Source organism: Marinobacterium nitratireducens, from assembly GCF_014645375.1.
In the GTDB taxonomy this organism is placed as follows: Bacteria; Pseudomonadota; Gammaproteobacteria; order Pseudomonadales; family Balneatricaceae; genus Marinobacterium_A; species Marinobacterium_A nitratireducens.
This window is the reverse complement of record NZ_BMLT01000010.1, coordinates 126,950-141,007: the sequence shown is the minus strand read 5'-3', so window position 1 is coordinate 141,007 and position 14,058 is coordinate 126,950. Positions and strand designations below refer to the sequence as shown.

9 protein-coding genes are annotated in these 14,058 nt (G+C 59.2%); 3 read left to right on the top strand and 6 right to left on the bottom strand.

The genetic code is table 11. The annotated features are described in order from the left end of the window. Window positions 1-85: 85 nt before the first annotated feature. The 6 genes from IEX85_RS18445 to IEX85_RS18420 all read right to left on the bottom strand — a co-directional run bounded on the left by IEX85_RS18445 (window position 86) and on the right by IEX85_RS18420 (window position 8,089). On the bottom strand, window positions 86-1,789 hold the full coding sequence (locus IEX85_RS18445; RefSeq protein WP_188862095.1) for an extracellular solute-binding protein: 1,704 nt from the start codon (window positions 1,787-1,789) through the stop codon (window positions 86-88). A 315-nt stretch (window positions 1,790-2,104) separates the two neighbouring features. Beyond that, a complete protein-coding gene (locus IEX85_RS18440; RefSeq protein WP_188862094.1) occupies window positions 2,105-3,655 on the bottom strand; it encodes a sugar ABC transporter ATP-binding protein in 1,551 nt (516 codons plus the stop codon). Further along, complete coding sequence (locus IEX85_RS18435) at window positions 3,652-4,614, bottom strand: ABC transporter permease (protein ID WP_188862093.1); 963 nt, start codon at window positions 4,612-4,614, stop codon at window positions 3,652-3,654. The genes IEX85_RS18440 and IEX85_RS18435 overlap by 4 nt, the downstream gene beginning before the upstream one ends. 29 nt (window positions 4,615-4,643) lie before the next feature. Next, window positions 4,644-5,492 carry an ABC transporter permease gene (locus IEX85_RS18430; protein ID WP_229722005.1) on the bottom strand — a complete coding sequence of 283 codons (849 nt, stop codon included), beginning with the start codon at window positions 5,490-5,492 and terminating at the stop codon, window positions 4,644-4,646. Between the two features lie 245 nt (window positions 5,493-5,737). After that, window positions 5,738-6,679, bottom strand: a complete 942-nt coding sequence (locus IEX85_RS18425) for a sugar ABC transporter substrate-binding protein (RefSeq protein WP_188862091.1) — start codon at window positions 6,677-6,679, stop codon at window positions 5,738-5,740. 606 nt (window positions 6,680-7,285) lie between these two features. Beyond that, window positions 7,286-8,089 carry an SDR family NAD(P)-dependent oxidoreductase gene (locus IEX85_RS18420; protein ID WP_188862090.1) on the bottom strand — a complete coding sequence of 268 codons (804 nt, stop codon included), beginning with the start codon at window positions 8,087-8,089 and terminating at the stop codon, window positions 7,286-7,288. A 675-nt stretch (window positions 8,090-8,764) separates the two neighbouring features. On the opposite strand from IEX85_RS18420, the gene IEX85_RS18415 reads away from it, so the two are divergent. The 3 genes from IEX85_RS18415 to IEX85_RS18405 all read left to right on the top strand — a co-directional run bounded on the left by IEX85_RS18415 (window position 8,765) and on the right by IEX85_RS18405 (window position 14,003). After that, a complete protein-coding gene (locus IEX85_RS18415; protein WP_188862089.1) occupies window positions 8,765-10,069 on the top strand; it encodes a M24 family metallopeptidase in 1,305 nt (434 codons plus the stop codon). 116 nt (window positions 10,070-10,185) lie between these two features. Beyond that, on the top strand, window positions 10,186-11,637 hold the full coding sequence (locus IEX85_RS18410; RefSeq protein ID WP_188862088.1) for an NAD-dependent succinate-semialdehyde dehydrogenase: 1,452 nt from the start codon (window positions 10,186-10,188) through the stop codon (window positions 11,635-11,637). Between the two features lie 167 nt (window positions 11,638-11,804). Then, window positions 11,805-14,003 carry a dehydrogenase E1 component subunit alpha/beta gene (locus tag IEX85_RS18405; RefSeq protein ID WP_188862087.1) on the top strand — a complete coding sequence of 733 codons (2,199 nt, stop codon included), beginning with the start codon at window positions 11,805-11,807 and terminating at the stop codon, window positions 14,001-14,003. The last annotated feature ends 55 nt before the right edge of the window (window positions 14,004-14,058 follow it).

Below are 14,058 nucleotides of genomic sequence, written 5' to 3'. Positions count from 1 at the left end.
CGTTCGCCCGGAGACCGGGCTCCTACGAAACCTCTGTATTCCACTGCCGATGGCTGATGCATTTGTCGACCGGATACTTCGATATTCAATAGCGGCCGTGGCTTCTCATCAGGCTGTCGACACGCTTCTGTGCGTTTTTCAGCGCCCGGTCGATACTCACATCGCCCTTCAGCATCGGGTGTATTTCCTCGCCAATGATTTGCACGATATCGTTGAATTCGGGAATGGGTGGTCGGGGCCAGAGCTGGAGCTGTCCATTCTTTTCCATGTCATCGAGCTGTACGATTATTTTGCTCAGCGCCCGCACCTCCGGGTCGGCACTGGTTGAGAAGCGTGGGCTCGAAAGACTGCCGTTCTGCGCATACCATTTCATCAGCTCGGGGCTGGTAAGGTACTTCATCATCTTCCAGGCCTTGCGAATGCGATCGTCCGACTGGTTGGCGGGAATGGCCAGCGAGAATCCGCCGATCGGAGAAACCGTGCGGGCGCCCGGGCCAGGCGGGTGGGGCCTGTACCCGACATTGCCATGGGCAGGGCAGGACTCGTCAAACTCGAATACCCGCGCCCTGATCGACCAGCCGTACGTCATGGCGGCCTGTCCTTCCGAGAACAGCTTGATTCTCCGGTCCCAGTTGCAGGCAAGGCTTTCGGGGTGAGCATACTCCAGTAGTTCGAGGAGAAACTCGGCGCTCCTGTGGCCGGCTTCGCTGTCGATCTGGGGCCGGTAGCTTTCGTTCTTCAGGTCGCTGACCTTGAAGTCCTTGCCAAGTCTGGGCAGCTGGATGATCGGAGATCCAAAGTCGGCCTGCGTCTGGATGAAGGTATGACCTACCGGCGTACCCGGTCCATAGTTCATGACGATTCCGCTCAGCTGCGGCGCGAAACGATGCAGAGCCTGAGCGGCGGCCAGTACATCATCGGTCGACTCGGGTGGTGCGAGGCCCGCTTCTTCGAACAGGTCGGTACGATAGAACAGCAGTTCCGCCGTCGGTTGAATGGGCAAGGCGTAGGGTTCGGAATTGTAACCGCTGCCTTTCCAGGCGGTGCTGTGGAAATCTGAATATCGATATTTTTCCTCAGCGATCATCTCGCCAAGAGGTAGCACGCTGCCGGACTCGGCAAGCTCGCCCAGCCAGGGAATATCCAGGGCAATAATGTCGTAATTTGACTCGGCGCGCTGTGAGTTCAGGATGATCTCTTCGTGAAGCTCATCAAGCGACAGGTTGATTACTTCGAGCCTTCCGCCGCAAAACTCATTGAGGTTGCTGGAAAAGTCAGACAGCGACTTAAATGTGGGATCCGACGGGCTGAGTATTCGAATAACCCGGTCGTATCCTATGCCTTCCTCCATGACGCTGGGGAAGGGAAGTATACTGGGTTTCATGTAGGAGCCGCCGAAATAGAAGTCGCCGGCCGCAGTGTCGTCGGAGGAAAAGCCGAAGGTATTACCAATATGGGATTTAAGCTGGAAAGCGAATTTTTCAAATATTTCGATCAACTTCGCGGTCGGATGAAGCGAATAGGACTTTCCCGTTCTCGATCGTGCTCGTTTCAACAACAGGCCTTCATCGAGCAACTCGTTGATTCTGCGGATGGCAGTGCCATAGGGTACTTCGGCTGCCAGGGCCAGGGAGGTGTTGGTTATCAGCTTTCCTTCGTAGTGACGCCTCAATGTGAAGGATATAAGGTTCCATCTGGGATCGACCATTGAGAGTGGAACGTCCTGGTCTCCCAGCTTTCGGGTGGTATCGACAAAGTTTAGGACTCGAACAAGCTCTTCTCTTGTCATAAGGCAATCACCCCCATTTCGAAAATGGCTTGGGTGGCGTCTCTTCTTTTTGGTTTTGGATTCTTAAACTTAGACCATTCTATCTGAAATATTTTATAAGCTGTACGAGGAATCAATAGAGTAGTTGGACGCTTCCAGCTGCGGTTTTCTCCCGCAGCCGAAACGGCCTGAGCCGGGGCCAGGGGACCTGTGAAAAGGTCCCGTCCGGTTTCTGCGGGTCCTGAAGCCTGTAGCTGCATATGGTGCGGCAAATACCCAAACTCCCGGACAGGTTGGCATACGCAGATGCGTGCTTCAGGACCCGCACTTGGGGGTCTACAGCTGACCTTTCTGCTCGAACGAGATCGCCCGTACCAGGTCGTCTTCGGTGACTTCGCTGTCGAGGAACTCGCCATTGATACGACCGTTGTACATCGCCAGGATGCGGTCGCTGACGCCGAGAACTTCGGGCATCTCCGACGATATCACCAGCACCGCGTAGCCGGACTTGGCCAGTTGTCGTATCAGCTTGTGGATCTCGGATTTCGAGCCGACATCGATGCCGCGGGTCGGTTCGTCCAGTATCAGCACCTTCGGGTGGGTCGCCAGCCATTTGCCGATAACGACCTTTTGCTGGTTGCCGCCGCTGAGATTACCGACCTTCTGGGCGCCGCTGGGCGACTTGATGGCCAGCTCCTCGGCGTATTTGTCGTAGATGTTGGACTCTTGCGCCCGGCTCAGCACGCCGGCACTGGAGACGTGCTGCAACACGGCCATGGTGATGTTGTCGCGGCAGCTCATGCCGAGTACCAGACCCTGCTCCTTGCGGTTTTCGGGAACCAGGGCCAGACCGTTCCTGACGGCGTCGGTGGTGTTCGTAATATCGAGCCGTTTGCCATCGAGCAGTACTTCGCCCCCGGTTGGGGTCCGCAGCCCGAAAAGCGTTTCGGCGATTTCGGTTCGCCCCGCGCCGACAAGACCGTACATGCCCACCACCTCGCCCTTGCGGATGGAAAAGCTGATGTCCTGGAACAGGCTGCCGCAGCTCAGGTTTTTGACTTCGAGCACCTTGTCGCCGAACTGGGCGGTGTCGATATTGCGGCTGGTATCGAGACTGCGGCCGATCATCAGCCGGGTGATCTCGTCTTCGTCGGTTTCCTTCGTTTCGACGGTGCCCCGGTAGCCTCCATCCCTCAATACCGTGATTCGGTCGGACAGGGTGAAAATCTCGTCCATCCGGTGCGAAATATAAACGATCGCCACCCCCTGGGCCTTGAGGTCATGGATGACGTCGAACAGCACGAATTTCTCGGTATCGGTCAGCGATGCGGTTGGCTCGTCGAATACGACGATTTTCGGCGTAAACACCAGTGCCCGGGCAATTTCGACCATGTGCTTTTTCGCGATCGACAGCTTGGAAACCTTGTCTTTTGCGCTGAAGTTGCACTTGAGACGCTTCAGGATCGCATCGGCGTCGCCATAGAGTTTTTTCCAGTCGACCCGGTTGGGCCACTTCCTCGGCAGATAGCCCAGGAAGATGTTTTCGGCGACCGTCATCTCGGGAACCAGCGATAGTTCCTGGTGGATCAGCAGAATACCCTGGTGCTTGGCGTCCATCGGGTTTTCCATCTTGATCGGACGGCCTTCCAGGTAGATTTCTCCGGCATCGGCCTTGTGAATACCGGCCAGCACCTTCATCAACGTGGATTTGCCGGCGCCGTTTTCGCCAAGCAATGCGTGAACCTCGCCGCTATGCACGCCGAAACTGACGCCGTCCAGCGCGACCACCGATGGCGGAAAGGTCTTGGTAATGCCTTCAAGGGACAGAATCGGTGCCGTACCGGCCTCATGCACGCCATAGTTTTCGATGGAATCCAGATTATTCATACGTTCAACTCCTGCTCGGCATTGCGGTTCACTTGCCTGTCGATGAAGAGCACGGCGATCAGGATGGTGCCCATGATGACCAGGACGTAGAAAGAGGGCACCTGCAGCAGGTTCATGCCGTTGCGCAGAATACCGATGGCGATGACGCCACCCAGGGTGCCGACGATGCTGCCGGCGCCACCGGTCAGCTTGGTGCCGCCAAGCACGATGGCGGTAATGGCCCAGAGTTCGAAGTCCCGGCCAAGGTTCGGGGTGGCGGCGCCCATCTGGGTCGAGAGGGTCACGCCGGCCAGGGCGGCGAAAAAGCCGCCGATCATGAAGTTGATGACCATATGCGGGCCGACCCTAATGCCGGCATCGATGGCGGCCTGGCGGTTGCCGCCGACAGCATAGGTATTGCGACCGTGAACCGAGCGCGACAGGATCCAGTGCATCAGCGCGGCCAGGACCACGAACAGCAGTGCGAGGGTCGGGATGCCGGCGATACTGCTGGTGCCGAAATCGGCATAGGCGAAATCGGTCGCATAGAAGGATTGTTCTTCGGTATAGACGAACACCAGGCCACGTACGCCGATCATGGCTCCCAGGGTGACGATGAAGGCATCGACGCCGGTTTTCCAGACAACCAGGCCGTTGAGGGCACCCAGTACCACGCCGCTGAGCAGGCCGACGGTAACGGCCAGCGGGATGCCGATCGATGACTGCAGGTCGACCGCCAGACAGGCCGCCAGCGCCAGAACGGCGCCGACGGACAGGTCGATGTTGCCGTTAATCATGATGAAGGTCAGGCCGAGTGCGATCAGACCGATGGTCGATGTCTGCACCAGGATGTTCTTGAAGTTGCCTATATCGAGAAAATGCTCGGTGCTGAGACTGAATACGACGATACAGGCCGCCACGAACAGCCAGATGGGCTGTTCGATGACGAGGGATTTGGCTTTGTGGGCTAAAGTGGCCATATCAAAAGCTCCGCTGGATTCTTGTTATATCAGGAAAAGCTGGTGAAGATTTTTCCGCGGGTGGAAGCGATATCGAGCCAGACGGCCAGTATGATAACCGCCCAGGTCACCAGCCACTGAGCGTAGTAGGGGTATCCCAGCAGCAGCAGTCCGTTCTGGATGAAGCTGAGGATCAGGACGCCGATGATGGTACGGGTGATGCTGCCCGAGCCCCCGAGCAGACTGGTGCCGCCGAGGATGACGCCGGCCAGTACCAGCAGTTCGTACCCCTGGCCTACGTTGTTCTGCGAGCCCATCACGCGTGAACCCAGAATGATGGCGGCGCAGGCGGTGGTGAAGGCGGACAGCAGGTAGGTGCTGAACACCATGCGATTGCGCCGCAGGCCGGAGAAAACTGCAGCCGCCGGGTTGCCACCCACCGAAAAGACTTTGCGGCCATAGGTTGTGGCCTTCAGTACGAATTCGGCGATCAGCGCCAAACCGAGAAAGATTAGGACCGGGACCGCGATGCCCCAGAGATAGCCGCGACCGAAGAAGGCGAACCAGGTGCCTTCCTGATTCTGGATGTCGACGTTCTGGCCGCCGGTATAGATCAGGGTAATACCCTGAATCGCCGACAGCATGCCGAGGGTCACGATCAGCGAGTTGAGTTTCAGGTAGCCGATCAGATAACCGTTGATCGCGCCGATCAGCAGCGCGAAAACCAGCATCAGGCCGATCGCGCCGGTCGGTCCGATTTTGTCATGGAGGTCAACCACCAGGACCGTACAGAAAGACAGCAGCGAACCGACGGACAGGTCGAGATTGCCGCCGATGACGACGATGGTGACGCCGATTGCGATGGTGCCGATAATAGAGGCCTGACGTATCACGGTCATGAAATTGTCGGTGCTCAAAAACCGGTCGGAAAAAATCGAAAAAACGACCAGGAAAAGCACGAAGGCGACTAAAATGCCCTGTCGGGCCAGCAGTTGGGAATATTTTTTTGCCAGGCTTGCCTCACCGCCTGATTTTATTTCACTGATCGTATCACTCATTTTTTTATCCTCGTCATCTGTGGGCCAAGGAACCTGCCCTACGATCTCGTAGGGCAGGGGTTCAATAATGCTGTTTCAAGGCGGGCTCAGAAGACGGGCTTGTCGAACTCTGACATGTTGCTCTGGGTGATCTTCGGTGTATCGAAGTAGTTGAGTTTGGGTACTTCCTTGCCGTTGATCACGTCGATTGCGGTCTGCAGCGCGGCTTCGGCATCGTCGACGGGCGACTGGTAGACCGAGCCGTAGTACTCACCGCGCTCCATGGCTTCGTAACCGACGGCAAAGTTGGTTGCACCGATAAAGGCGATGTCGCCGGCACGTCCCGCCGCCTTGGCGGCGTTGAGCGCGCCCACCCCCATGTTGTCGTCACCTGCATAGACACCGTCGATCTTGTCGTACTTGGTCAGGAAGTTTTCCATGACGCGCTGTGCCTTTTCGCGGTTCCAGTCGCCGGGCTGGGTTTCCATGATCTCTACGCCCGGGCAGGCCTCGGCCAGGCGCTGTTCAAAGCCCTGCTGGCGCTGAATTGCGGTGGTGTAGCCCGGCTGGCCGGAAATCTGCACGATCTGGCCTTTGCCATCCAGCGCCTCGCACATCATTTCCGCCGAATATTCGCCCTGGGTGATGTTGTTGGGGCCGGAAAAGGCGGCGATGAACTCCTGACCGGCATCGGCGATGTTGGAGTTGGTGATGATCACCGGAATGCCGGCCTGGTGCGCCTGGCGCACCACCGGGACCACGGCCTGACCGTTGGTCGGCCAGATGATGATGGCATCGACCTGTTGCTGGATCAGGTCCTGCATCTGGGCAATCTGTCGGGCCACGTCGCCACCGGCGTCGAGCACCACGGTTTCCAGGCCGTCGGTTTTGGACGCGGCCTCCTTGAAAGCCTTTTCATAGGTTGTCTGATAGCTGTCGACGCCGACATTGTTCTGGGTGATGCCGATCTTCATGTCTGCAGCGGCGGGGCCGGCCATCAGAGCAGAACCCAGGATGGCGAAAGAGGTGGTCTTCAGTGCTTTTTTCATTTTACTGTTTCCTCAGGATTATTTTTATCAAGGCAGTGATAAGCCACTTAAGGCTGGAGCAATTCTCTTGAAGACTTTATATGCGTGTGCGCTTTCTTGTTGTTCTGTGCAAACGATTGCACCATATCTGACAGATGGTGTCAAGAGTAATGTTTGGCTACCGGGTAGCGTGAGTTATTGGTGTTTATAATAGAGTGGTAGTGTTGGTGTTTTTATGAAGCTGCGGATGGGCTGAGAGATAGGGGGTATTGGCCTCGGGAACCCTGAAACCCTCGCAAGGCGGCATTTTCCTGAAATTATATACGTGATACGGCAAAGCCGGTTGATATGCGAAAAACACCATACGTTATGATCTTGACCCCCGTAAAGGGTTGATCAAAATGGCGCGCAGGCTTTAAGGGCAGGTTTTTTCGTGGAGGGGTAAAAAGGGACCCCGGACAAGGAATAAATGCCGGGGTCCGATAGCCGAAGAAGGGCCGAGTGGGTGTTGCCAGAAAGCAATGTACGAACGTTGAAGCGGACTCTGTTGCGCGCGGCGGGTGCGGTTGCCGGGCGTGTCCAGAGTGCAGCAACCCTTCCGGGCGTGCCCGGAAGGGGGTATGGCGCTTACTGAACGACCATGCCGCCGTCGATCATCAGCAGCTGACCGGTCATGTAGTCGGACTCGTTGCTTGCCAGGAAGCTCGCGGTACCGACGACGTCTTCCGGATAGGAGTAGCGCTTGAGCAGAATCATGTTTTCGGCCAGCTTGTCCATCGACTCGCCCGCCTTGTCGAACTTGCCGATCTCGACCAGGTCCTTGTCGAGCTGTTCCCACAGCTCGGTGCGGACGACGCCGGGGCCGTAGCCGTTGACGGTGATGTTGTGCTCCGCCAGCGCCTTGGCGCCGCCATTGATCATCGCCAGAACGGCGTGCTTGCTGCAGCTGTAAGGCACAACATCATCGAACGCCTGGCGGGACAGAATGGAGCCGACATTGATGATCTTGTAGGGCTGATCCTGCTTGCCCTGCTTGATCATCTGCTTGGCGGCTTCCTGCATGCCGATCAGGCAACCCAGGGCATTGACGTTCATGATCTGATGCCAGTTCTCTTCGGTCACGTCGAGGAACATCAGCGGCTTGTTGATGCCGGCGTTGTTGAGCATCACGTTGATGCTGCCGAAGGCCTCGACGGTGGCATCGATTGCGGCCTTGACCTCTTCCCGCTTGGTGACGTCGACCTTGACGGCAATGGCTTCGCCTCCGTTGGCCTTGATGCGCTCGACCACCTCATTGCAGCCCTCGAGATTGACGTCGGCTACGCAAACCTTGGCGCCCTGGGCGGCATAGTGCTCGGCAACCGCTGCACCCATTCCGCGTGCAGCGCCGGTAATAACGACGTTTTTGCCCTTCAGTCTGGTGGTATCCATCGAGATTTCCTCACTAGTTTTATTGTTGCGGTCCGCGGTGAGCGAACGGGTTTTGGATAAGGATGTCAGTGATGGCCGGCGCCTTTTCGGGACGGTCTCATGCTGTTCTGCAATCGATTGCATCATGTTTTTGATTACCTTGTCAACCACCCCAAACCCTCTTTTTTCGATCGGGTTGTGCGCGGGACTTATTGGCAGGTTTCTTAGCAGGCTGTTGAAAATCTATCTGCGTTGCCGAATGCGTCGTTAAAAACAGGCTCAAAATACTCATTTAGTCCACTAAACTGCGCTTTTTCGCCTGTTTTTGCCTAGCCTCGGCTGCCTCGAAAACGTTTTTCAACACCCTGTTAGACGGTGCAGGCGCGTTGGCTCTGTCCATTGCAGCGGTGATGGCGGAACGCAGAACGAGCCGGCGGCTCTGTCACTGTACAAATTTTTCTCTTGGTGAGCGGGTTGACAAAGCATTCACCCCTGTGGTGCAATCGTTTGCATGCAAGACGGCCGGGTTGTTCCTCTTATCCGAGCGGGCAGCCTGGTTGCAACCAGGCCTTGTCGTTTGGCGATCACGGCTTTGCCCTGCCGGGCAATTCGATAGTGGCAGGGCTTTTTTATTCTCTGGCAGTGCAAACGATTGCTTTGCCGGCGCAACCCAGTACCCGATTACGAGGTGAAGCGATGGACATTATCAAGCCCACTGAGCCCCAAATTATTCTTCCCGACGATATTGATCCCCGCTGGGACTGGAGTCGCCCGATTCCGTCGCCGGGCCGCACTGCCGTCGATTTCGAGGAGCGTGTCGACTTCCGTCGCCTGCATCGCTACCGCACCGGCCGGGCCCGCCAGGCGCTGGCGAACTCCAGCCTGGGGGCGATCCTCTGTTTCGACAACAACAACATCCGCTACCTGACCAGCAGTGTTATCGGCGAGTGGTCGCGCGACAAGATCTGTCGCTACACCCTCTTTACCGGCAATTCCGAGCCCTATCTGTGGGATTTCGGTTCGGCTGCCGCGCATCATCGCCTGTTCGCGCCCTGGCTGGAGCAGGATCACTGCCATGCCGGCATGCTCGGCCTGCGCGGCTCGGTGAGCGAGAAGGCGGGTCTGTTCAAAAAGGCCGCCAAGCAGATCGCCGACCTGCTGCGCCACGAAGGTGTGGCGGATCTTCCGCTGGGTGTCGACGTCATCGAGCCGCCGATGTTCTTCGCCCTCCAGGCCGAAGGCCTGCACGTGGTTGACGCCCAGCAGGTGATGCTGGATGCGCGCGAAATCAAGAGTATGGACGAGATTATCCTGCTCAATCAGGCGGCCTCGATGGTCGATGGCGCCTATCACCTGATCGCTGAAAACCTCAAGCCCGGTGTGCGCGAGAACGACATGGTCGCACTGGCGAACAAGTTCCTCTACGAGCAGGGGTCGGATGACGTCGAAGCGATCAATGCCGTATCCGGCGAGCGTTGCAGCCCGCACCCGCACAACTTTACCGATCGCATGTACCGGCCGGGCGATCAGGCCTTCTTCGACATCATTCAGTCGTTCATGGGCTATCGCACCTGCTACTACCGCACGCTCAACGTCGGTCTGCAGACCCCGGGCCAGGTCGACGCCTACAAGCAGGCGCGCGAATGGATCGACAACGCCATCGCACTGGTCAAGCCCGGCGTTACCACTGACAAGATCGCCGCGGTCTGGCCGAAGGCGGAGGAGTTCGGTTTCGCCAGCGAAATGGAGGCCTTCGGTCTGCAGTTCGGTCATGGCCTCGGCATGGCGCTGCACGAGCGACCGATCATCAGCCGCCTGGTGTCCTTCGACCATCCGTTCGAACTCAAGGAAGGCATGGTGTTCGCGCTCGAAACCTACTGCCCGGCGATGGACGGCAGCGGCGCCGCCCGAATCGAAGAGGAGGTCGTGGTTACGGCCGACGGTTGCAAGGTGATCACGCTGTTCCCGGCACAGGAACTGTTCGTCGCCAACCGTTACTGAGGCGCGGGGCTTCGCGAGTCGCGATGAATCCGGGGCGACATGGATGTTGCCCGCTTAACGGACACCGGCGCGGCTCGGTGCTGCCTTCTTTCGAGTGATATTAACGGGTGTAAAAAATGACCAATGATGTTCTGAATACTGTTCCCCTCGAACTCTATATCGACGGCCAGTGGCTGCCGGCGTCCGATGGCGGGACCTTCACCGTTTACAATCCGGCCAACGAAGAGGCGCTGGCCTCGGTCGCGTCGGCGACGGAAGCCGATGCGCTCAAGGCGGTGGACGCGGCCTATCGTGCCGGTGAAACCTGGAGCGCCCGTGCCCCCCGCGAGCGGGCCGAAATTCTGCGCAAGGCGTTCGAGCTGATGACCGAGCGCAAGGAAGAGATCGCTGCGCTGATCTCCCTCGAAGAGGGCAAGACGCGGGCGGAGGCTCTTGGTGAAGTGGCCTACGCGGCCGAATTCTTTCGCTGGTACGCCGAGGAAGCCGTGCGCGACCAGGGCATGCTGGCGCGCTCGCCGGCCGGGGCCAACAATATCCTGGTGCAGCACCAGCCGGTTGGCGTCTGCCTGCTGATCACGCCCTGGAACTTCCCGGCCGCCATGGGTACGCGCAAGATCGCGCCGGCCCTTGCCGCCGGCTGCACCACCATTCTCAAGCCGGCGTCGGAAACGCCGCTGACGGCGCTGCTGCTGGCGGGGCTTCTCGAGGAGGCCGGTGTGCCGGCCGGGGTGGTCAACGTGATCCCATCCAGGCGCTCGTCGGTCATGTCCAACACCATTCTCGGTGATGAGCGGGTGCGCAAGGTCTCCTTTACCGGCTCGACCGAGGTCGGGCGCCTGCTGCTGGCCAAGGCCGGCGAGCGGGTCGTCAACTGCTCGATGGAGCTCGGGGGCAACGCGCCTTTCGTCGTGCTCGACGATGCCGACATGGACGTGGCGATCGAGAGCGCCATGGTGGCCAAGATGCGCAATGCCGGCGAGTCCTGCATCGGCGCCAACCGCTTTTACGTACACAGCTCGATCATCGACGAGTTTTCCCGTCGTCTGGCCGAAGAGATGGGCCGGTTGAAAGTCGGTCACGGTCTCGAGCAGGGCGTCGATGTCGGCCCCCTGGTCAATGCCTCGACCCGTGACAAGGTGGCGGAGCTGGTGGATCAGGCCGTGGCTCAGGGGGCAAAAGTGCTGACCGGGGGCGAGGCGCCCGAAGGCGCAGGCTTCTTCTACAAGCCCACGGTGCTGACCAATATTCCGGATAGCGCAGATATCAGTCGCACCGAGATCTTCGGTCCGGTGGCGGCTATCTACCCGTTCGAGACGATCGACGAGGTGGTAGACAAAGCCAACGATACCGAGTTCGGGCTTGCCGCCTACGTTATCGGCCGCGATGTCGGACGCGCGCTGTCGGTGGCCTCGCGTATCGACGCCGGCATCCTCGGCGTTAACCGTGGTTTCGTCTCCGACCCGGCAGCCCCCTTTGGCGGTTTCAAGCAGAGCGGTATCGGCCGCGAAGGCTCCCAGGACGGCCTGCACGAGTTCATCGAGAAGAAGTACATCGCCGTCGACTGGTAAGGCACGTTTCCGGCTGGCGGGCCTGTCCCAATCCCTGGTCCCGTATTTCTCTGGTGCGGACCTTCCAGGGCCTGCCAGCTTTTTTATTTCAAGTACAGGATGCTCTCGCAACCGTGACGCAATGGTTCCGCGTTTCGCGAGCATCTTGAACAAGCAGGAGTTACCAAATGCCTAAGGCGAAGAAGATCTCATTGGCGGCGGACTGGCTGGAAATCCAGGCCACCTCTTCGGACTGGGATGCGGCCGGTAAAAACGGCTGCCTCAAGATGCTCAGCCATATGCATCTGATCCGGTCCTTCGAGGAAGCACTGCTCGGACTGGAAAAACACGGCCTGGTACATGGCCCGCTGCACGTCAGTGTCGGCCAGGAGGGCGCCATCGTTGGTGCGCTGTCCGTCATGCGCGACTCGGATCTGGTCAACGGTTCTCACCGCGGCCATCACCTCTTCCTCGCCAAGGCGCTGAACTACCTGCACGATCCGCACCTGAATCCGGCATCGCAGCCGTTTTCCGATGAGGTGCGCGAGATGCTGTATCGCACCATGGCCGAAATCATGGGTCTCAGCCCCGGCTACTGCAACGGCCGCGGCGGCTCGATGCACCTGCGCTGGGAAGAAGCCGGCGTACTCGGCACCAACGCCATCGTCGGCGGTGCCGTGCCGATTGCCGCCGGTGCTGCCTGGTCGAAGAAACGCGACGGCGACCAGGATATGGTGCTGACGTCGTTCGGCGATGGTTCCTGCCATATCGGCAATGTGCTCGAAACCCTCAACCTGTCGGCACTGTACGACCTGCCGCTGTGTTTCTACATCGAGAACAACGGCTATGCCGTTTCCACCACGGTGCAGGAACAGGCCCGCGAAACCCGGATGTCCGCCCGCGGGCTCGGCTTCGGCATTCCGTCGTTCCGTGTCGATGGCATGGACCCGATGAGCGTCAGGGCGGCGATGATGCAGGTCGAGGAGCTGCTGCGCGAAGGACGCGGTCCGGCGATGCTCGAGGTTGACGTCTATCGCTACTACCATCACAGCGGTGGCATCAAGGGCAGCGCCTTCGGTTATCGCGACAAGGCCGAGGAAGAGGAACGCCGCAAGCATGACCCGATCGAGCGTATGGAAGCGGGTATGCTCCAGCGTCGCTGGATTACCGAAGAAGAGCTGGCCTATCTGCGCGACAACGCCGCCAAGTCGGTCGAGTCCGCGGTCGAGCGACTGACCCAGAAGGAGGGCAGCCGCCGTACCATCAAGGCCGAGCTCTGGCCGGATCCGAAATCCTGCGACGAGGATCTGCGCGGCGACCTGGCGGAGCTGGACGGCACCGACTACGTCGAGGAAGTCAGCTACAGCGGAAATCTCGATCAGGTCAAGTTCATCGAGACCATCGCCAAGACCATGGTGCGACGCTTCGAGGAAGACGACCGCTACTACGTGCTCGGCGAGGACGTACACAAGCTCAAGGGCGGCACCAATGGCGCCACCAAAGGCATCCCTGAACGCTGGCCGGACCGCTGCGTGCCGACGCCGATCGCCGAGCACGGTTTCGTCGGCATGGCCGGCGGTACTGCGATGGTTGGCAAGTACCGCCCGATCGTCGAACTGATGTATCCGGATTTCGCGCTGGTGGCGGCGGATCAGCTGTTCAACCAGATCGCCAAGGCACGACACATGTTCGGCGGCAAGGTGCGGGTTCCGCTGGTGCTGCGCACCAAGGTCGCCATCGGTACCGGCTACGGCTCGCAGCACTCGATGGATCCGGCCGGTCTGTTCTCGATGTGGCCGGGCTGGCGCATCGTCGCGCCGTCCACGCCTTTCGACTATGTCGGTCTGATGAACAGCGCCCTCAAGTGCGAGGACCCGGTGCTGGTGATCGAGAGCGTCGATCTCTACGGTACCAGCGGCACGGGCCCGGTCGAAGACTTCGACTACTTCATCGAGCTTGGCAAGGCCAAGGTCGTTCGCAGCGGCCGCAAGTTCACGGTGCTCACCTATCTCAATATGGTCAGCAAGGCGGCCGAGGTCTGCGAGAAGCTCGGCATCGATGCCGAAATCATCGACCTGCGCTCGCTGGATCGCGCCGGTATCGACTGGGATACCCTCGGCGAGAGTATCCGCAAGACCAACCATGTGGTGGTGCTGGAGCAGGGCAGCCTGACCAACTCCTACGGCGGCATGCTGGCCGACGAAATCCAGAAGCGCTATTTCGACTACCTGGATCATCCGGTGCGCCGCATCTACGGCGGCGAATCTTCGCCGAGCGTGTCCAAGGTGCTGGAGCGTGCGGCCTACGTCGGCGAGGAGGAAATCACCGCCGGCTTCCAGGCAGCCCTGGCAGACATGGGCGCAGCGCTGAAAAAGGCCAGCGTCTGACCCCGGTGGCGGCCGGGGTCGATGGACCCCGGCCTGCCCAAGCTTCCATTCCGGG

Bases quoted from the DNA above. Each gene is read 5' to 3' on its own strand.
- IEX85_RS18445 (WP_188862095.1), bottom strand. From the start codon at position 1,789: ATGACAAGAGAAGAGCTTGTTCGAGTCCTAAACTTTGTCGATACCACC.
- IEX85_RS18440 (WP_188862094.1), bottom strand. From the start codon at position 3,655: ATGAATAATCTGGATTCCATCGAAAACTATGGCGTGCATGAGGCCGGT.
- IEX85_RS18435 (WP_188862093.1), bottom strand. From the start codon at position 4,614: ATGGCCACTTTAGCCCACAAAGCCAAATCCCTCGTCATCGAACAGCCC.
- IEX85_RS18430 (WP_229722005.1), bottom strand. From the start codon at position 5,492: ATGACCGTGATACGTCAGGCCTCTATTATCGGCACCATCGCAATCGGC.
- IEX85_RS18425 (WP_188862091.1), bottom strand. From the start codon at position 6,679: ATGAAAAAAGCACTGAAGACCACCTCTTTCGCCATCCTGGGTTCTGCT.
- IEX85_RS18420 (WP_188862090.1), bottom strand. From the start codon at position 8,089: ATGGATACCACCAGACTGAAGGGCAAAAACGTCGTTATTACCGGCGCT.
- IEX85_RS18415 (WP_188862089.1), top strand. From the start codon at position 8,765: ATGGACATTATCAAGCCCACTGAGCCCCAAATTATTCTTCCCGACGAT.
- IEX85_RS18410 (WP_188862088.1), top strand. From the start codon at position 10,186: ATGACCAATGATGTTCTGAATACTGTTCCCCTCGAACTCTATATCGAC.
- IEX85_RS18405 (WP_188862087.1), top strand. From the start codon at position 11,805: ATGCCTAAGGCGAAGAAGATCTCATTGGCGGCGGACTGGCTGGAAATC.